This window comes from Streptomyces hilarionis, from assembly GCF_024539675.1.
Lineage (GTDB): Bacteria > Actinomycetota > Actinomycetes > Streptomycetales > Streptomycetaceae > Streptomyces > Streptomyces hilarionis.
Genome location: NZ_JAHHIT010000007.1, coordinates 1 through 18,034, shown reverse-complemented (window position 1 = coordinate 18,034; position 18,034 = coordinate 1). Strand labels below are relative to the sequence as shown.

Here is an 18,034-nt window from a genome sequence, read left to right as displayed (position 1 = left end):
GGGCGGCGGCCCTCAGTCCGCGTCGCGCGGAGGCGTCTGCGACGGGCCGTCGGTGCCGTCCGTTCCGTTCCGGCCGTCGGCGCCGTCCGAGCCGTTGCGCGGCGACGTGTCGTCCGAGGGGGCCTGGCCCGTGAACCCGCCGAAACCGCGGCGCACCCTGCCGCCCAGGTCGCCCGCCCCGCCGGCTATGTCGCTGACCAGCTTCATCAGCGGATCCTTGGAGCTCTTGACGTTGGTCGCGTAATGGGCGGCCGACTCGCGGAAGGAGTCCGTGACCGAGGTGTTCTTGTCCTCGCCGCGTCGCGGGTAGTGGCCGTCCATGATCCGCTGGTAGTCGCGGGACTGCGCCCACTTCCTCAGCTCGGCCGCGCGCACGGTGGAGAAGGGGTGGGTGCGCGGCAGCACGTTGAGGATCTTCAGCACCGAGTCCCGCAGGTCACCGGCCGCCTCGTACTCCTCCGCCTGCTCCAGGAACGCGTCCACGTTCATCTCGTGCAGGTGGTTGCCGCCGGCGATCTTCATCAGACCGCGCATCGACGCCTTCACGTCCTGGCCGACGAGAAGACCCGCACGGTCGGCGGACAGCTCCGACTTGCGGAACCACTCGCGCAGCGCCGTCACGATCGCCATGATCGCGAGGTTGCCCAGCGGGATCCAGGCGACCCGGACGGCCAGATTGGTCAGGAACAACAGGATCGTGCGGTACACGGCGTGCCCGGACAGGGCGTGGCCCACCTCGTGCCCGACGACCGCGCGCATCTCCTCCTCGTCCAGCAGCTCGACGAGTCCGGTGGTGACGACGATGATCGGCTCGTCCAGGCCGATGCACATCGCGTTGGGCTGCGGATCCTGGTTGACGTACATGGGCGGGACCTTCTCCAGGTCCAGGATGTGGCAGGCGTCCCGCAGCATGTCGTTGAGGTGCGTGAACTGCTGGTCGGAGACCCGCACCGAGTCGGACAGGAACAGCAGCCTCAGGCTCCGCTCCGGCAGCAGCCCGCTCAGCGCCTTGAACACCGTGTCGAAACCGCTGAGCTTGCGCAGCGCCACCAGCGCGGAGCGGTCCGCGGGGTGCTCGTACGCACGCGAGGAGATTCCGGGGAAGCGCCTGCGCTGCCTGCTCGGCGCCTTCTCGTGACCGGCGCCGTGGCGCTCGTGGCCTTCGTCCGACATGTCTTCCCCCAAGTGCGTCTGTATGGCCTTTACCTGACCCTTTACGGACCCTTGTGCGGCCCTTTGCGCCCCCGAAGCAGAGCCCAGCCTAGGCGGAGATACCGTGGACGGGCACTACACCTAAGGAGTCCCGCCCCATGGAGCACCACCCCGCAGCCGCCTGGCTCACGCAAGCCGCCGGCGCCGCCCAGCAGCAGGGGGCGGGGAATCTGCTCCGCGTCGTACTGATCGTGATGATCCTGGGCTGTGTGCTCACCGCGTGGTTTCTGCTGCGGGGCTACAAGCGGAAGGACGACTGAGCCGTCGCGAAGGTTCCCAATGGCGGAGTCGGCGTGATCGCCGCCGAGCCCCGCGCTTACCATGGGCCGACGTCTTTTCCCGCCTTCCCCCACTCTCGACCCGCGTCGAGCGGGGGACCTCCATCGGATAGGTCCTGCCGAAGATGAGCCTTCACAGCGCCGCTGCCCAGTTGGTCACCCTCGCCGCCGAGGGCGAGGAGCACGGTGGCAACCACGAGAGCCTGAACCCCCTGGTCACCGGTGGCGGCGCGTTCATCGTCCTGCTGCTCCTGCTGTGGATCACCACCCGCTTCAACCGCGACCGCTGAGACGACTCGTGTCCACCGACGGGCGGTCCGGCATAGCGGGACGCTCCGGACAGCCGCCGGCCGGGGCCCCGGGACCGGGCCGGTAGGGTCTGCACGCATGGGAGAGCAGGACATGCCTACCGGCCCGCGGAACCCGGGCAAGCGCCGCCTCGGCGTCATGGGCGGAACGTTCGATCCGATCCACCACGGACACCTCGTGGCGGCCAGTGAGGTCGCCGCGCGGTTCCACCTGGACGAGGTCGTGTTCGTTCCGACCGGGCAGCCGTGGCAGAAGAGCCACCGCAGTGTCTCCCCGGCCGAGGACCGTTACCTCATGACGGTCATCGCGACCGCCGAGAACCCGCAGTTCTCGGTCAGCCGCATCGACATCGACCGCGGCGGCCCGACCTACACCGTGGACACCCTCCGCGACCTGCGGGCCCTCAACCCCGACACGGACCTCTTCTTCATCACGGGCGCCGACGCCCTGGGCCAGATCCTGACCTGGCGGGACAGCGAGGAACTGTTCGCCCTCGCGCACTTCGTGGGCGTCACCCGGCCCGGGCACAACCTCATGGACCCCGGCCTGCCCGAAGGGGGCGTCTCGCTCGTCGAGGTCCCCGCGCTCGCCATCTCCTCGACGGACTGCCGCGCGAGAGTCGCCAAGGGCGACCCCGTCTGGTATCTGGTGCCCGACGGAGTCGTGCGCTACATCGACAAGCGCGAGCTGTACCGCGGCGAGTGAGCCGAGAGGGGTACCGGTGAACGACCGATACGACGCGGGGTACGGGGACGACCAGTACGAACTCGTCGGCTACGACGAGTACGGACAGCCCGTCTACCGACCGATCCCGCAGGTCCCGCCCCAGCAGATGCCCCAGCAGCCCTACGACCACGGAGGGCAGGGGCAACAGGGGTATTCCGGCCAGCAGGGCCAGCAGGGCCGGCACCTCGGGCAGGGGAACGCGGGGCAGGGACACCCGGCGCACCAGGGGCAACAGGCCTACGGCTACGACCCGTACGCCACGGACGCCTCGAGCGGGCAGCAGCAGACGCCCGCCTACGACCCGTACGACACCGGCCACCGGCAGACCGCGTCCGGTTACGACACGGGCCGTCAGGTCCCCGCCGGCTACGACCCCTACGGTACGGACGCGCAGGTCCCGTACGACCCCTACGGCCGGACCGCCGCCGGCGGACAGCAGCCCCGTGGCGAGCAGCCCCGCGCCGCCGAGCAGACCGCGTACATCCCCCAGCAGGCCGGTCCCGTCGAGCCCGGCTCCTTCGCGACGGGGACGTTCGAGACCGGGACCTTCGGGACCGGAGCCTTCGAGGCCGGGACGTTCGACGCCGACCGCGAGGCGGACGATCCGGCCTCCCCGGCGCACGGTGCGTCCGACGCCCCCTCGGGGGAGCAACAGGACTACCGCACCGAGCAGTTCGCGTTCGTCGAGGAGCAGGGCGGCGACTCCGAGGACGTCATCGACTGGCTGAACTTCACCGAGAACCGCACCGAGCGCCGCGAGGAGGCCAAGCGCCGCGCCCGCAGCCGCGTCGTCGCCCTCGCGGTCGTGCTCGCGCTGGTCGCGGTCGGCGGAGTGGGCTACCTCTGGTCCGCGGGCCTGCTGCCCGGTCTGTCGTCGTCCTCGGACTCGGGCGCCAAGACCACCACGGCCGGAGCGCAGAAGCGCGACGTGGTCGTCGTCCACCTGCACAACACCGCGGGCGGGGGCACCTCCACGGTGCTGCTCGTCGACAACGCCACGACCAAGCAGGCCACGACGGTGCTGCTGCCGAACTCCCTCGTCCTCACGGACGACGACGGCGCCACGACCACCCTCGCCAAGTCCGTCGACGACGACGGCTCCGCCGGGACGCGCGACGCGCTGGACACGGTGCTCGGCACCAGCATCGAGGGCACCTGGCGGCTCGACACCCCGTACCTTCAGAACCTCGTCGACCTCGTCGGCAACATCGAGGTGGACACCGACGCGGCCGTGCCCGACCCCGCGGCCAAGAAGAAGGGCCAGGCTCCGCTCGTCCCCAAGGGCGAGGACCAGACCCTCAGCGGCAAGATGGCCGTCGCCTACGCCACCTACCGCGCCCCGGGGGAGGCCCAGAACGTCCAGTTGCAGCGGTTCGGCCAGGTCATGCAGGGCGTGCTGCGCAAGGTGTCCTCCGACGCGCAGGGCGCGACCGTCACCGTCCAGACGCTGGCCCAGATCCTCGACCCCTCCCTGACGGACAAGGACCTCGGCGCCTTCCTCGCCAAGCTGGCCGACCTCGCCAAGGGCGGCGACTACAAGACCGCCCTGCTCCCGGTCCGAAACGACGGCACGCTGAGCGCGGAGGCCAGCGCAAGCGTCGTCAAGGACGTCCTCGGCGGCACCGCGAAGAGCCCCGACAAGGGCGCCGCCGTCAGCGTGTCCGTCCAGAACGCCAGCGGCGACAAGGCGAAGACCGAGGACGCGCGCGTGGTCCTCCTCAACGGAGGCTTCACCTTCCTGGAGGCCGGCAGCCCGTCGGGCTCCGAGGCCGACTCCCAGGTGCTGTACTCCGACCCGGCCGACAAGGAGAACGCCACCGAGGTCGCCAAGACGCTCGGCCTGGACGCCGGAGCCGTGAAGAAGGGCGCCGTCGCCGGGAACGCGGACGTGGCCGTCGTCCTGGGTCAGGACTACAAGCCCTCCGCGACCGGGTGAGCCGTCCGGCGGGACCGGTCGCCCCGGTGGCCCGCGCCAGGCGGCGGCAGAAGGAAGAGGAACGACGGGAGAGGGGAGGGCGGGGGCCGTGCGAAGGCCCCTGCCCGTGTGATCCGCTCATCACGTGGGGTGGTGTCGGCGGTCCGTGAGACCCTTGGGGACAAGTGTCCGCCGACGGAAAGCCACGTAGTGACCGCCACCGACCGCTCCATCGAGCTCATCCAGACCGCCGCCCAGGCGGCTGCCGACAAGCTCGCGCACGACATCATCGCCTACGACGTCAGCGACGTGCTGTCGATCACGGACGCCTTCCTGCTGGCCTCCGCCCCCAACGACCGCCAGGTCAAGTCGATCGTCGACGAGATCGAGGAGCGCCTCCAGAAGGAGCTCGGCGCCAAGCCGGTACGCCGTGAGGGCGACCGCGACGCCCGCTGGATCCTGCTCGACTACGTCGACATCGTCGTCCACGTCCAGCACAGCGAGGAGCGTGTCTTCTACGCCCTCGAGCGCCTGTGGAAGGACTGCCCCGAGCTGGAGCTGCCCGCCGACGCCCAGGCGACCCGCGGCAAGGCCCAGGAGCACGCCCAGCAGCAGGCCGAGGAGGACGCCGACGCCGGATTCGGGGAGCTGCGGTGACTGCCCGCGCCCAGGGCGCCGCGTCCCGCGAGCCGGGGCGCGGCCGCCGCGTCATCCTCTGGCGGCACGGCCAGACCGCCTGGAACGTGGAGCGCCGCTTCCAGGGCACGACGGACGTCGAGCTGACCGAGACCGGCGTGGCCCAGGCCCGCCGCTCCGCCCGGCTGCTGGCCTCCCTCCAGCCCGACGCGATCGTCGCCTCCGACCTGTCCCGGGCGGCGAACACGGCCGCCGAGCTGGCCGCGCTCACCGGCCTGGCCGTCACCCACGACGAGGCCCTGCGCGAGACGTACGCGGGCTCCTGGCAGGGGCTGACGCACGAGGAGATCATCTCCCGCCACGGCGCGGAGTACGCCGCGTGGAAGCGCGGTGAGCCGGTCCGGCGCGGCGGCGGCGAGTTGGAGACCGAGGTGGCCGACCGCGCCGCCCCGGTCGTGCTGCGGCACGCCGAGAAGCTGCCCGAGGACGGCACGCTCGTCGTCGTCAGCCACGGCGGCACCATCCGCACCACCATCGGCCGCCTCCTCGGCCTGGAGGCGCACAACTGGGAGAGCCTCGGCGGTCTCTCCAACTGCTGCTGGTCGGTCCTGGGAGAGGGCGCGCGCGGCTGGCGTCTGCTGGAGCACAACGCAGGCACCCTGCCCGAGCCGGTGCTCGGCGACGACGACTGAGCGGCCGCTCGGCCCGCGGGGGCCGGATTTCACTTTCCGGCAGGTCGCAGGCTAAAGTTCTTCTTGTTCGCACCGCGCAGCGGGAAGAACGCGAGGGGCTATAGCTCAGTTGGTAGAGCGCCTGCATGGCATGCAGGAGGTCAGGAGTTCAATTCTCCTTAGCTCCACAGATCGATCGGTTCGATCAGTCGGTCGACACTCTGTTGAGTTGTCAAAGATCGAGGAGATCAGCGGTAACCGGTCCGGATCGGTTCACGAAGATCCCGTCCCTCAGGGGGCGGGATTTTTTGTCGTCTCCTTCCGCAGCAGGGCCGTGCGCCGTGCCGTCTCCTCGTCGTCGGGCGTGTAGACGACGATCCGGCACTCGGGCATCCCGTCGATCGACAGCGACCTGGACGTCATCCGCAGCTCGCCCACCTTCTCGTGCCGGAAGGCCTTCACGCGGCGGCCCGGCTCCGCCACGTCACCGGAGGCCCACAGCTGTGCGAACAGGGGACTGGCCTGGGACAGCTCGGCTATGAAGTCCTCCCAGGCGGGCTCGCCGGCATGCAGTCCGTACGACGCCCGCAGGGTGGCGACCATCACCCGCAGCTCCTGGTCCCGGAAGAGCAGCGGGCAGTCCTCCTCCCGCACGGTGAACAGCCGCCACATGGCGTTCGCCGGCACCCGTGCGGCCGCCCCGGCCGTCGGAACGACGAACAGGTCGCGGTAGACGGGGTTGGCCGCCAGGATGTCGTAGCGCGAGTTGTAGACGACCGCCGGGCGGGGCGCCAAGGCGTCGATGATGCCCTGGATCTCCGCGCCCACGCTCTGCACCAGCGCCTCGGGCGCGGACACGAACGGCACTTCCGCCAGGTGGTACAGGTGCTCCCGCTCCGGCGGGTCGAGCCGCAGGGTGCGCGCCACGGCGTCCAGGACCTGCGCGGAGGCGTTGATCGGACGCCCCTGCTCCAGCCACGTGTACCAGGTGACGCCCACCCCCGAGAGCTGGGCGACCTCCTCGCGCCGCAGCCCCGGAGTGCGCCGCCGCAGACCCGGCGGCATCCCGACGTCGCCCGGTGTCACCCGGGCCCGCCTGCCGCGCAGGAATGCGGCCAGCTCGGGCCTGCGGCGGTGGGCCCGCCCCGGCCCGCGCGGCCGCGGGATCTCCTCCCCGGCTCCTGCCGTCGCTTTCGGCCCGCCGCCCGCCCTCGGCTCCGGGCCCGCCCACGCCCCCGTCACGTTCCCCGTCGTCACGTTCCCCACGTCCCCCATGGTCGATCCCCCGTCCGGCCTCTGCCAGGTGCTGTCAGTACCAGCATCGGCGGGCTCTCGGCACCCGTACCGGATCGTCGTCACGCTCGACGGCATGACGACGACATCCGGGACGAGCCCGGTACCCGCGCCCGTTACACCCGTTTCACGTCCTGCCGCCAGTAAAGCCCCCGGCACTGACAATCGGCCCCGGCGGTTGCTGGCGGTCGTGCTCGCCGCCCAGTTCATGGCACTGCTCGACGTCTTCATCGTGAACGTCGCGGCCCCCACGATCGGTTCCGACCTGAACGCCTCCGGCGCGGACCTGCAACTGGTCGTCGCCGGCTACGCCATCACCTACTCCGTGCTGCTGATCACCGGCGCGCGCCTCGGCGACCGGTTCGGGCACGGCCGGGTGCACCTCGTCGGGCTCGCCCTGTTCACCGCGGCGTCACTGGCCTGCGGACTGGCTCCGGGAAGCACGGAGTTGATCGCGTTCCGGCTGGTACAGGGCGCCGGTTCGGCGGTGATGATCCCGCAGGTGCTCAGCCTCATCCAGCGCACGTTCACCGGCGAGGCCCGGGTGCGGGCGCTCGGCGTCTACTCGGCGGTGATCGCCGTCGGCGCGGCGGCCGGACAGGTGGTGGGCGGCGTTCTGGTCAGCGCCGACCTCCTGGGCGCGGGCTGGCGCCCGGTGTTCCTCGTCAACGTGCCGGTGGGCCTCGTCCTGCTTGTCGTCGGCAGGCGCGTCCTGCCGCGCGGCGGGGGCGTGACGCGGGACGTGACGGGGCGAGCGGCGCGCGAAGGGGCGCGCGGGTCGGACTGGCCCGGGCTCGTGCTCCTGGGCGCGGCCGTGTCGATGATCACGGTGCCGTTGGTGCTAGGGCAGGACGAGGGCTGGCCGTGGTGGTCCTGGCTGTCGCTGGCCGTCGGCGCGCTCGTGTTCATCGCCTTCTGCGCTTACGAGACGCGGCTGGCCCGGCGCGGCGGGAGCCCGTTGATCGCGCCGCGGGTCCTGCGGCACCCCGGAATGGGGCCGGCCGTCCTGCGGGTCATGGCCGTGATGGCGGTCAACGGCGGCTTCCTGTTCGTGCTGACCCTGCACGTCCAGGGCGGTCTGGGCTACAGCGCGCTGCGCGCCGGGCTGACCTTCGCGCCGACCGCGGTCGTCTTCGGGCTGGTGGGGCTGACCTGGCGCAGGTGGCCCGAGCCCTGGCGGCGGTCGCCCGCCACGGTCGGGTTCGTACTCACCGCGCTGTCGGTGACCGGTGTGGGACTGGCCCTCAAGGGCGGTGGCCACGGGGGCGCGTGGGTGTTCGTCGCGTACGCCGGCGTGGGCGTCGGGCTCGCGCTCGCCTTCAGTCCGACGCTGACCGGGGCGCTGGCGTCGGTGCGGCCCGAGGACGCGGCCGACGCCAGCGGACTGCTCGCCACCGTCACCCAGCTCGGGCAGCTGATCGGCGTGGCGGTCTTCGGCACACTGTTCTTCCACCGGCTTGAGTCACTCGGGGCCCCGGCGGCGTATACCTCTGCGGAAGCGCTTCTCACATGCATGTTCGCGCTCGCTACGACAGCTGCCCTCGGTGCCGTGTCCGGACTGGTACTGAGGCGTCGCTGACCGTATTGGTCCGGCCGTGGCAGAATCAAACGACCGGAAGGGGGCGCGGCCCGACGGGAGGGAGTAGCGATGCCTGCGAGCATCCTCGGAGAGGTCGGCCACCTCTCCGAAGCGGCGTTGACACGGGACAAGGCCACCCGGCTCAGCTGCCCCTCCTGCGGTTCCGGTCATGTGGCCCTGGTGCTCGGCGACAACGGCGGGACTTCCTACGTGTGCACGGCCTGCGGCCACAGCTGGAGCTGATCGATGGGTGCACACAGGCGAAAGTGCGACTGGTGCGGCAGCGGCACCCCGATCGTCCGTGACATGGAGCCGGTCAATCCCGACTACCAGTACTGGTGTGAGGAATGCGCGCGGGCGCTGATCATAAAAGGCGACCCGATCGAGACGTACCGTGAGCTGGAGGGCGAGCCGATCTACGGGCGCCTCCTGGAGGAGCACTGCACGCTCAAGCGGTTCTATTCGTTCGTCACCGCCTGACCTCGCGGGCCGGGATCCGACGCCGCCGAGCAGGAGCGGATCGGGTCAAAGCGGACAGGGTGGAAACGATTTGGTGGTCCACCCGTCGTACCGGTAATGTTGGCGTCGCCGCCGGGGAAACCGGGCGGCACGGTCGAAGAGCGGCTTCGCCGCCGGACCACGAGGGGCTATAGCTCAGTTGGTAGAGCGCCTGCATGGCATGCAGGAGGTCAGGAGTTCAATTCTCCTTAGCTCCACGGCAGATCCCGCCGGATCGGATGCGATCCGGCGGGATCTTTTTTGCGTTCGAGGGCTGTCGACGAACGTGTGAGGGGCCGCCTGTTCCCAGGCGGCCCCTCACACGTTCGCGTCCCGCGCGTCCGGGTTCCTCGCTGCTGTCGTCGCCGGGGGGCGCCGCTCAGCGTCCCAGGGCGCGGCGGCCGCGGCCCTGGGAGAGGACCGGCAGGTTGCGGGCGGGCGCCTGCGCGCGCGTGTCCTCCTCGATGCGCAGGGCCAGCGCCGGGCAGCGACGCACCGCGCGTAGAGCCTTGGCCTCCGCGTACTGCGGCACCTTCGCCTGGGCCACCGTCGGGAAGCCGTCCGCGCCGAGCTGGAAGACCTCCGGGAGGATGTCGGCGCACAGGCCGTGCCCGCGGCACAGGGTCCAGTCCACGAAGATCTTCTGACGGCTGGAGCCGCTGTCCTCCGGCGCGTTGCCGCTCGTGATGCCCGCCGGGGCCATGCCGGCCTCGAAGAGCGGCAGAACGCCCTCCACGGGCCGTCCGCAGCCGTTGCCGAGGACATGGGCGGCCAGGTCGTCGGTGAACGCCTTGATGGTCGACTCGAGGAACATCGCGGAGCCGTCCGGATGCGAGCAGGCGCCGCGTCGCTTGACGTTCTTGGCGACCTGCTTGAGCGCCTCCAGGGCGGCCGGGCCGCCTCCGTTGAGGATGTCCTCCATCCCGCGCGCGGCGGCCGGCAGACCCAGGTAGCAGGGGCCGCACTGGCCCGCGCTCTCGTCGGCCAGCCACTGGGCCACGCGCAGCGACTCGCCCAGCGGGCAGGTCTCCTGGCTGATCGGCAGGATCGCGCCGGCGCCGAGCGCTCCGCCCACCGCGTCCAGGGAGTTGCGCGAGACGATCGCCTCGTTGACCGTGGCCGCGTCGATCCACTTGCCGTGGTAACCGCCGGTCAGCACGCCCTGGGGCACCGGCGGGGCGCCGGCGAGCTGAAGGACGTACCGCAGCGGTACGCCGGTCGGGACCTCGATCACCATGGGGCGCGCGACCGCGCCGGAGACGGTCAGCATGACGGTCCCCGGCTCGTCGTACAGGCCGGTGTTGCCGTAGCGCTCGGGGCCGATGCGGGCGGCGATGGCCAGCTGCGCGAACGTCTCGGCGTTGGACAGCAGCGTCGGCGCGCCCCCGACGCCGTTCTGCGAGGCGCTGACCTTGCGGCCGGGCGGGATCGGCGGGCCGCCGTCGATGGAGCGGATCAGCGACGCCGCGGCGCCGGTGACCATGCGGATGGGGTTGCGCTGGACGAACGCCTTCAGCGCCGATCTGCGGCCGTTGCTCAGGCCGCGCTCGGCGAGCGCGGCCTCCATGGAGCGCTGGGTGGATTCGCGGGTGACCCCCACCACGAGCGTGCGGGCTCCCAACGCCTCCGCGACCAGCAGCGCGCCGTCCAGGATGAGGTGCGGGGCACGGTTGATGAGGACCGTGTCCTTGCGGCAGGCCGGTTCGTCCTCACTGCCGTTGACGACGACGACCGGGCGGACGCCGCGCTTGATCGCGGCCTCGGCGACCGAGCGCAGCTTTTTGTGGAAGGGGAAGCCCGCGCCGCCGCGGCCCTTCAGGTTGATGTTCTCGGAGAGTTTCGCGAGGGCCTCTCCGCCCAGGGGTTCGAGCGGCCCGTGCACCTTGAGGTGCATGGGCAGATCCAGTCGTTCGACAAGGTCGAAGCCCGACGTGAGCTGCGGAAGTCCGACCACGCGGACTTCTGGGACGTCGGGCAGGGCCTCGTTCACCTATAGCCTCCGGAAGGCGTGTTCCAAGGTTCGCCCGAACCCGGCGCGTCGAACGACGCGCCGGGCGTTGGTTCGCCGGCGGGACCGCTGTTGTACGTGTCGTTCTGGTTGTACGCGCCGTAGGCCTGATTCGTCTCACCGGTGTCGTACACGTCACGTGCGCCGTACCCGCCGGCGCCCGAATTGCCATAGACCGGGATATTGAATCCCGTGTCCTGGAGGGGGTCGTAGGCGGACGGCGGGGCCTCTCCGACCGGCGGCGGCGACGGGATCGGCCAACTGCCCGAGGTGCTGCCCCCGTTGTCGACCCTCGGGATCGCCTCCGTGGCCTGCTGAAGGTCGAACGGCATGCCCATGCGTGCCGTCTGGTCGGCCACGTAGGGCGGCTGCTGCTGACCGCGCGGCGGCGTGTTGACGGCGCGGTAGGCGGCCGCGAAGCCGTTGGCGGGCTCCGGCGCGGCGGGCGTGTCGTACATCGGCGACGCCGGCGGGGACATCCGCGTGGAGCTCATCGTGTCGGTCAGCGGCGAGCGGCCGGAGCGGCCCTCGTATCCCGGCAGCGCGGACGACCCGGTCTCGGACACGCGCGCGCGTGACGCCTCGAGACCGTCCATGTCGTAGCGGTCCTGGGTGCCCAGCAGGCTGGTGATCCGGTCGGCGACCTTGCGCTTGAACGGGCGCGGGGCGGCGCGCAGCGCGAGGGCGGCCATGACGCCCACCAGGCAGAGCTCGTAGGAGATCATGAAGAACGGCTTGGCCGCGCGGCCCGCGTACAGGCCGTGGATGAGGGCCGCGCACAGTGCCGGGTAGGCCAGCATGTGCATCGCGCGCCAGCGGGCGGCGACCTCGGCCGGTGCGGCGAACTGGTTGCGCAGCGCGCCGGTGATGCCCACGAAGATCATGAGGAGCGCGGCCAGGGAGCCGAGGCCGATGAGCCCGGCGCTGCCCTTGACGCCCAGGCTGAACGGGATCAGCGCGGCGATCAGGACGGTGTGTTCCAGGGCCAGCTTGACGGTGATGTGCACCACGAGGAACGCGATGGATCCCACGGCGGTCACGCGGTGGATGCCCTGCGCGAGGATCCGCTGACGCGTGTTGAGGATGAGCCGGTCCTGGGCGACGAGGCCCCAGATGACCGAGCAGGTCAGACATACCAGCGACAGGACGCCCGCACCGAAGTTGAGGAAGGCCTGCACCTGGTCGCCGCCGACCAGGACGACCACGGGTATGAGGACCAGGACGGCAGCCGTCGCCAACCCGTAGGCCGACCGGCCGGGCTTGGGGAGCGAGCTGTAACTAGAACGAGGGTTCATGGGGGCAACTCCGAGCAGTTTCGGGAAAGCGGTCCCGCTGCCGAACTCTAAGTGGCTCCATACCGATGGGTACGAGGTTTGAGTTATTGCGTTGTTATGAAACGACGATGTGGCTGGTGTGATGTCCTATAGCGGCTGTTACGCGAAGTAACCATTGGCCTTGGCTCAGCTTCGACCCCCCGTTCTCGCCTCCTCAACGTTGTCGCGACCATGCATACGTACGTTCGTCGCTGCCTGCTCAAGGCCTGCGGTACCCTAACGCCATGCGTGCTGTACGCCTTCTGCTTAGCGAGCCGCGCTGATCAGTCCCGACCGCCGGTGAACGGACGGTTCGGAATCGGCGCGGCGTCCCCTCCTGTGCGAGGGGATTTTTCGTTTCCTGGACGACAACCCGCTGGCAGAGACGATCGATGGAGCTTTGAGGACCATGAGCGAGACGAACCCCGCTGCCGCCGCTGTCCCGGCAGAGGCCGCGCCGCACCGCTACACGGCTGCCATGGCCGCCGAGATCGAGGCACGCTGGCAGGACTTCTGGGACGCGGAGGGCACCTACGCGGCGCCGAACCCCAAGGGTGACCTGGCGGGCGACCCCGAGCTGGTCGCCCGGCCGAAGAAGTTCATCATGGACATGTTCCCGTACCCCTCCGGTGCGGGCCTGCACGTCGGCCACCCGCTGGGCTACATCGCGACCGACGTCTTCGCGCGGTTCCAGCGCATGACCGGCCACAACGTGCTGCACACCCTGGGTTTCGACGCCTTCGGCCTGCCCGCCGAGCAGTACGCCGTGCAGACGGGCACGCACCCGCGCGTGTCCACCGAGGCCAACATCGAGAACATGAAGGTCCAGCTGCGCCGGCTGGGTCTGGGCCACGACAGGCGCCGGTCGTTCGCCACGATCGACCCGGAGTACTACAAGTGGACCCAGTGGATCTTCCTGCAGATCTTCAACTCCTGGTACGACACCGACGCGGACAAGGCCCGCCCCATCTCCGAGCTGGTCGCCCGGTTCGAGTCCGGTGAGCGGGCCGTACCGGGCCACACGCGCGCGTGGAGCGAACTGACCGCCACCGAGCGCGCCGACGTCCTGAGCGGCTTCCGCCTGGCCTACGCCTCCGACGCGCCGGTCAACTGGTGCCCCGGCCTGGGAACCGTGCTGGCCAACGAGGAGGTCACCGCCGACGGCCGCTCCGAGCGCGGCAACTTCCCCGTCTTCAAGGCCAAGCTGCGCCAGTGGAACATGCGCATCACCGCCTATGCCGACCGCCTGCTGGACGACCTGGACGCCCTGGACTGGCCCGAGGCGATCAAGCTGCAGCAGCGCAACTGGATCGGCCGCTCGGAAGGCGCCCGCGTCGACTTCCCCGTGGACGGCGAGCGGATCACGGTCTTCACCACCCGCCCCGACACCCTGTTCGGCGCGACCTACATGGTGCTGTCCCCCGAGCACCCGCTGGCCGACAAGTTCACCCCGGACGCCTGGCCCGAAGGCACCCACGACGTGTGGACCGGCGGACACGCGACCCCGGCCGAGGCCGTCGCCGCGTACCGCGCGCAGGCCGCCTCCAAGTCCGACGTCGAGCGCCAGGCCGAGGCCAAGGACAAGACCGGCGTCTTCACCGGCGTCTACGCGACCAACCCGGTCAACGGCGAGCGGGTGCCCGTCTTCATCGCCGACTACGTCCTGATGGGCTACGGCACCGGCGCGATCATGGCCGTCCCGGCGCACGACACGCGTGACTTCGCGTTCGCGCGCGCCTTCGAGCTGCCGATCACCTGCGTGGTCGAGCCGACCGACGGCCGTGGCACCGACACCTCCGCCTGGGACGACGCCTTCGCCTCGTACGACGCGAAGATCGTCAACTCCGCCCACGACGACATCTCGCTGGACGGCCTGGGCGTGGTCGACGCCAAGGCGCGCATCACGCAGTGGCTGGAGAGCAAGGGCATCGGCGAGGGCACCGTCAACTTCCGCCTGCGCGACTGGCTGTTCAGCCGGCAGCGCTACTGGGGCGAGCCCTTCCCGATCGTCTACGACGAGGACGGCGTCGCCCACGCGCTGCCCGAGTCGATGCTGCCCCTGGAGCTGCCGGAGGTCGAGGACTACTCGCCCCGCACCTTCGACCCGGACGACGCGAACACCTCCCCGGAGACGCCGCTCTCGCGCAACGAGGACTGGGTGAACGTCACCCTGGACCTGGGCGACGGCCCCAGGAAGTACCGCCGCGAGACCAACACCATGCCCAACTGGGCCGGTTCCTGCTGGTACGAGCTGCGCTACCTGGACCCGCACAACAGCGAGAAGCTGGTCGACCCGCAGATCGAGCAGTACTGGATGGGCCCGCGCGAGGGGCAGCCGCACGGCGGCGTCGACCTGTACGTGGGCGGCGCCGAGCACGCCGTGCTGCACCTGCTGTACGCGCGCTTCTGGTCCAAGGTCCTGTTCGACCTGGGGCACGTCTCCTCGGTGGAGCCGTTCCACAAGCTGTTCAACCAGGGCATGATCCAGGCCTACGTCTACCGCGACGCGCGCGGCATCGCGGTGCCCGCCGCCGAGGTCGAGGAGCGCGACGGCGGCTACTACTACCAGGGCGAGAAGGTCTCCCGACTGCTGGGCAAGATGGGCAAGTCCCTGAAGAACGCGGTCACCCCCGACGAGATCTGCGCCGAGTACGGCGCCGACACGCTGCGCCTGTACGAGATGGCGATGGGCCCGCTGGACGTCTCGCGCCCCTGGGACACCCGCGCCGTCGTCGGCCAGTACCGGCTGCTGCAGCGGCTGTGGCGCAACGTCGTCGACGAGAGCACCGGCGAGGTGAGCGTCGTCGACGTCGAGGACGCCGACATCGACGTGGACACCCTGCGGGCCCTGCACAAGGCGATCGACGGCGTGCGCCAGGACCTGGAGGGACTGCGCTTCAACACCGCCATCGCCAAGATCACCGAGCTGAACAACCACCTGACCAAGGCGGGCGGGGCGGTTCCGCGCACCGTCGCCGAGGACCTGGTGCTGCTGGTCGCGCCGCTGGCCCCGCACATCGCCGAGGAGCTGTGGCGGCGCCTGGGCCACACCGACTCGGTGGTCCACCAGGACCTGCCCGTCGCCGACCCGGCGTACGTGGTGGACGAGAGCGTGACCTGCGTCGTGCAGATCAAGGGCAAGGTCAAGGCGCGCCTGGAGGTCTCCCCGGCCATCTCCGACGAGGAACTGGAGAAGGTCGCGCTGGCCGACGAGGCCGTCGTGAAGGCGCTGGGCGGGGCCGGCATCCGCAAGGTGATCGTGCGGGCGCCGAAGCTGGTGAACATCGTCACGGCCTGAGGCGTCCGAAGCCCTCAGGCGCCCGAGGGCCTGAGATCCGGCGTCCGAGGGTGGCCGTGACCGTCCCCTAGGGGATTCGTGCGGGCAGGTTCGGGGTTCTCCTGGAACTCCGGGCCTGCCCGTCTCGTTTACCGTTTGGAGTGCGGCGCGTACGCGGAGCGCCGGATGTGTCCAGGCGGGCCGGAGGAGGAGCTGGTGGAAGCAGTGATCACGATCGTCGCCCTGCTCTTCGTCCTCTTCGTGGCGCTCGGCGTGTACGCCACGGTGAAGGTCGTCGGCGCCGCCAAGCGAGGGGTCGACCGCACCCTCACCCAGGCCCGTCGCACGGTCGCGGACCACACCCTGCGGGCCAAGTCCTTCGCCCAGCTCGGGCCGGCCGGCGAGATCGCCCAACTCCGGCTCACGCTGCGCACCTCCATGCGGGCCACGCAGGACGCCCTGCACGCGGGCGTCGCGGAGGACGAGTCGCTCAAGGAGTCCCTCGGCCTGTTCCAGCGCCTCAGCGCGCACGGGCAGGAACTGGACGCCGAGCTCAAGCGTCTGGAGTCCGAGCCGGACCGGGTCACCCTCGCCCAGCGGCTTCCGTCGCTGCGGGAGCGCACCGAGCGCATCACGGCATCGGCCGACTCCTTGCGCTGGGCCGCCCGCGACCGCGCCCGCCGCTTCGCCGAGGACGATCTCGACTCGCTCAGCACCCAGATCGACGTCGAGGCAGGGGCCCTGCGCCACTGGACTACGCCGGAGCCCACCGCGACCTCGTCGGCCTCCCCGACCTCAGCTTCCCCGTGGCCCGAGGCCCCCGCCGCCGACGAGGCGACGGAAGGGCAGACCTGGCCGGAGACCCCCGGTGCGCGCACCGCGCAGGAGCCCACACGGCCCGCCATCACCCCGGCGGCACCGCGGCCCTCCTACCCCTGGCAGAAGAAGCCGCGCCCCGAGAACACCACCTGACGGAAGCGCGGGTTTCGGGGTCGCCAGGCGAGGTATTTGATTCGGTCAAGGGCGGTCCGCCTGTGAGGGGCCGGGCTGCCACGCGCAGGCTACGCCAGGTAACCTCCAGGTCATGTCCCGCCATGTCGCTATCGTCACGGATTCAACGGCCTATCTGCCGCAGCGGACGATGGAGCGCCACGGCATCACCTCGGTGCCGTTGACCGTCGTCCTCGGCGACCAGGCCCTTGAAGAGGGCAACGAGATCTCCACCCGCTCCCTCGCCCAGGCACTGCAGAAGCGACGCCCCGTCACCACCTCGCGGCCGAGTCCGCAGGTCTTCGCCGAGACCTACCGCAAGGTCGCCGAGGCCGGAGCCACCGGCATCGTCTCCCTGCACCTCTCCGCCGAGTTGTCCGGCACCTACGACGCGGCCGTCGTCGCCGCCCGTGAGGCGCCCGTGCCGGTGCGCGTGGTCGACACCGGCATGGTGGCGATGGCGCTCGGCTTCTGCGCGCTCGCGGCCGCCGAGGTCACCGAGACGGGCGGCACGGTCGACGAGGCGGTGACCGCGGCGGAGAAGCGAGCCGCCGGCACCTCCGCCTACTTCTACGTCGACACCCTCGACTACCTGCGCCGCGGAGGCCGAATCGGCACTGCCCAGGCCCTGTTGGGCTCCGCTCTGGCGGTGAAGCCGCTGCTCCAGCTCGCGGGGGGCCGCATCGACCTCCTGGAGAAGGTGCGTACGGCGTCCAGGGCGATCGCCCGCCTGGAGGAGATCGCCGCCGATCGGGCCGGCAGCGCGCCCGTCGACATCGCTGTCCACCATCTCGCCGCTCCCGAGCGGGCGTCGGCGCTCGCGGACCGCCTTCGCTCCCGGGTGCCCGGACTCGTCGATCTGCATGTGAGCGAGGTCGGAGCGGTCATCGGAGCGCATACCGGACCGGGGCTGCTGGGGGTCGTGGTCTCACCGAAGTGAGGCCGTCCCTCACTCGTGTGAGTGGTGGAGTTATCCACAACAATCGGTTTCTCCCCCGGAATTGAGCAAGATCATCGCGAATCGGCGAAGTGTCCGATGCTCGACGCATGGCACTTCGATCACGCTCAGGCGACACGAACCCGACCAGCGGCCCCGGCCGGCCCCCCGGCTCCGACGGCCGCTCCCCACGACGCCGTTCACTCGGCGGTGGCCGAGGGGGACACCGTCACGGCCATGCATCGGCTGAGGAGACCCGGCGCCGGGCGGAGGCCTTGTTCGCCGAACGGGCCCGACGGCGGCGGGACATGGCCACGGGCACGCCGGTCGGCGGGGGAGATGGCGACGGCGGGGGCGGCGGAGGCAGCAGGGGACGTGGCACCGGCGAAGGA

17 protein-coding genes and 2 tRNA genes are annotated in these 18,034 nt (G+C 70.8%); 14 read left to right on the top strand and 5 right to left on the bottom strand.

Annotation, left to right across the window (positions count from 1 at the left end):
* Positions 1-12: 12 nt before the first annotated feature.
* Positions 13-1,173, bottom strand: a complete 1,161-nt coding sequence (locus KMS84_RS03015) for a M48 family metallopeptidase (RefSeq protein ID WP_256914426.1) — start codon at positions 1,171-1,173, stop codon at positions 13-15.
* Positions 1,174-1,310: 137 nt separating this feature from the next.
* Between KMS84_RS03015 and KMS84_RS03010 the strand changes: the two genes are divergently transcribed.
* From KMS84_RS03010 to KMS84_RS02980, 7 genes are all read left to right on the top strand, one after another.
* Positions 1,311-1,472, top strand: coding sequence for a hypothetical protein (locus tag KMS84_RS03010; RefSeq protein ID WP_256914425.1), 162 nt, complete (start codon positions 1,311-1,313; stop codon positions 1,470-1,472).
* 143 nt (positions 1,473-1,615) lie between these two features.
* Entirely contained in the window at positions 1,616-1,780 is a 165-nt protein-coding gene (locus KMS84_RS03005; protein ID WP_256906461.1) for a hypothetical protein, read from the top strand.
* A gap of 97 nt (positions 1,781-1,877) precedes the next feature.
* Positions 1,878-2,504 carry a nicotinate-nucleotide adenylyltransferase gene (gene nadD, locus KMS84_RS03000; protein ID WP_190151494.1) on the top strand — a complete coding sequence of 209 codons (627 nt, stop codon included), beginning with the start codon at positions 1,878-1,880 and terminating at the stop codon, positions 2,502-2,504.
* Between the two features lie 16 nt (positions 2,505-2,520).
* Positions 2,521-4,461 (top strand): LCP family protein, encoded by a 1,941-nt coding sequence (locus tag KMS84_RS02995; RefSeq protein WP_256914424.1) that lies wholly within the window; start codon positions 2,521-2,523, stop codon positions 4,459-4,461.
* A 189-nt stretch (positions 4,462-4,650) separates the two neighbouring features.
* Positions 4,651-5,097, top strand: coding sequence for a ribosome silencing factor (gene rsfS, locus KMS84_RS02990; RefSeq protein ID WP_256914423.1), 447 nt, complete (start codon positions 4,651-4,653; stop codon positions 5,095-5,097).
* Positions 5,094-5,768, top strand: a complete 675-nt coding sequence (locus tag KMS84_RS02985) for a histidine phosphatase family protein (RefSeq protein ID WP_256914422.1) — start codon at positions 5,094-5,096, stop codon at positions 5,766-5,768. Before rsfS ends, KMS84_RS02985 begins: the two co-directional genes overlap by 4 nt.
* Positions 5,769-5,862: 94 nt before the next feature.
* Positions 5,863-5,935, top strand: a tRNA-Ala gene (locus KMS84_RS02980).
* A 103-nt stretch (positions 5,936-6,038) separates the two neighbouring features.
* Here the strand turns inward: KMS84_RS02980 and KMS84_RS02975 are convergent.
* Positions 6,039-6,914, bottom strand: a complete 876-nt coding sequence (locus KMS84_RS02975) for a helix-turn-helix transcriptional regulator (RefSeq protein WP_256914441.1) — start codon at positions 6,912-6,914, stop codon at positions 6,039-6,041.
* Positions 6,915-7,116: 202 nt separating this feature from the next.
* Here KMS84_RS02975 and KMS84_RS02970 point away from each other — a divergent pair, with 202 nt between their 5' ends.
* The 4 genes from KMS84_RS02970 to KMS84_RS02955 all read left to right on the top strand — a co-directional run bounded on the left by KMS84_RS02970 (position 7,117) and on the right by KMS84_RS02955 (position 9,335).
* A complete protein-coding gene (locus KMS84_RS02970; protein WP_285893071.1) occupies positions 7,117-8,619 on the top strand; it encodes an MFS transporter in 1,503 nt (500 codons plus the stop codon).
* Between the two features lie 69 nt (positions 8,620-8,688).
* On the top strand, positions 8,689-8,862 hold the full coding sequence (locus KMS84_RS02965) for a hypothetical protein (protein ID WP_256914421.1): 174 nt from the start codon (positions 8,689-8,691) through the stop codon (positions 8,860-8,862).
* Between the two features lie 3 nt (positions 8,863-8,865).
* Positions 8,866-9,099, top strand: coding sequence for a hypothetical protein (locus tag KMS84_RS02960; RefSeq protein ID WP_003976229.1), 234 nt, complete (start codon positions 8,866-8,868; stop codon positions 9,097-9,099).
* A gap of 163 nt (positions 9,100-9,262) precedes the next feature.
* Positions 9,263-9,335 (top strand) — tRNA-Ala (locus KMS84_RS02955).
* A gap of 161 nt (positions 9,336-9,496) precedes the next feature.
* Here KMS84_RS02955 and KMS84_RS02950 read toward each other — a convergent pair.
* Together KMS84_RS02950 and KMS84_RS02945 are read right to left on the bottom strand one after the other, a co-directional pair.
* Complete coding sequence (locus KMS84_RS02950) at positions 9,497-11,107, bottom strand: NADH-ubiquinone oxidoreductase-F iron-sulfur binding region domain-containing protein (RefSeq protein WP_256914420.1); 1,611 nt, start codon at positions 11,105-11,107, stop codon at positions 9,497-9,499.
* On the bottom strand, positions 11,104-12,420 hold the full coding sequence (locus KMS84_RS02945) for a cytochrome b/b6 domain-containing protein (protein WP_256914419.1): 1,317 nt from the start codon (positions 12,418-12,420) through the stop codon (positions 11,104-11,106). Before KMS84_RS02945 ends, KMS84_RS02950 begins: the two co-directional genes overlap by 4 nt.
* Before the next feature lie 427 nt (positions 12,421-12,847).
* On the opposite strand from KMS84_RS02945, the gene leuS reads away from it, so the two are divergent.
* The 3 genes from leuS to KMS84_RS02930 all read left to right on the top strand — a co-directional run bounded on the left by leuS (position 12,848) and on the right by KMS84_RS02930 (position 17,645).
* Positions 12,848-15,736, top strand: coding sequence for a leucine--tRNA ligase (leuS, locus tag KMS84_RS02940; protein ID WP_256914418.1), 2,889 nt, complete (start codon positions 12,848-12,850; stop codon positions 15,734-15,736).
* Between the two features lie 195 nt (positions 15,737-15,931).
* On the top strand, positions 15,932-16,687 hold the full coding sequence (locus KMS84_RS02935; protein WP_256914417.1) for a hypothetical protein: 756 nt from the start codon (positions 15,932-15,934) through the stop codon (positions 16,685-16,687).
* 112 nt (positions 16,688-16,799) lie between these two features.
* A complete protein-coding gene (locus tag KMS84_RS02930) occupies positions 16,800-17,645 on the top strand; it encodes a DegV family protein (protein ID WP_256914416.1) in 846 nt (281 codons plus the stop codon).
* A gap of 197 nt (positions 17,646-17,842) precedes the next feature.
* Here the strand turns inward: KMS84_RS02930 and KMS84_RS02925 are convergent.
* Positions 17,843-18,034 (bottom strand): hypothetical protein (locus KMS84_RS02925; protein ID WP_256914415.1); only part of this gene is annotated, 192 nt, incomplete at its 5' end.

Bases quoted from the DNA above. Each gene is read 5' to 3' on its own strand.
- KMS84_RS02965 (WP_256914421.1), top strand. From the start codon at position 8,689: ATGCCTGCGAGCATCCTCGGAGAGGTCGGCCACCTCTCCGAAGCGGCG.
- KMS84_RS02970 (WP_285893071.1), top strand. From the start codon at position 7,117: ATGACGACGACATCCGGGACGAGCCCGGTACCCGCGCCCGTTACACCC.
- KMS84_RS03005 (WP_256906461.1), top strand. From the start codon at position 1,616: ATGAGCCTTCACAGCGCCGCTGCCCAGTTGGTCACCCTCGCCGCCGAG.
- KMS84_RS02945 (WP_256914419.1), bottom strand. From the start codon at position 12,420: ATGAACCCTCGTTCTAGTTACAGCTCGCTCCCCAAGCCCGGCCGGTCG.
- KMS84_RS02930 (WP_256914416.1), top strand. From the start codon at position 16,800: ATGTCCCGCCATGTCGCTATCGTCACGGATTCAACGGCCTATCTGCCG.
- KMS84_RS02960 (WP_003976229.1), top strand. From the start codon at position 8,866: ATGGGTGCACACAGGCGAAAGTGCGACTGGTGCGGCAGCGGCACCCCG.
- nadD (WP_190151494.1), top strand. From the start codon at position 1,878: ATGGGAGAGCAGGACATGCCTACCGGCCCGCGGAACCCGGGCAAGCGC.
- KMS84_RS03015 (WP_256914426.1), bottom strand. From the start codon at position 1,173: ATGTCGGACGAAGGCCACGAGCGCCACGGCGCCGGTCACGAGAAGGCG.
- KMS84_RS03010 (WP_256914425.1), top strand. From the start codon at position 1,311: ATGGAGCACCACCCCGCAGCCGCCTGGCTCACGCAAGCCGCCGGCGCC.
- leuS (WP_256914418.1), top strand. From the start codon at position 12,848: ATGAGCGAGACGAACCCCGCTGCCGCCGCTGTCCCGGCAGAGGCCGCG.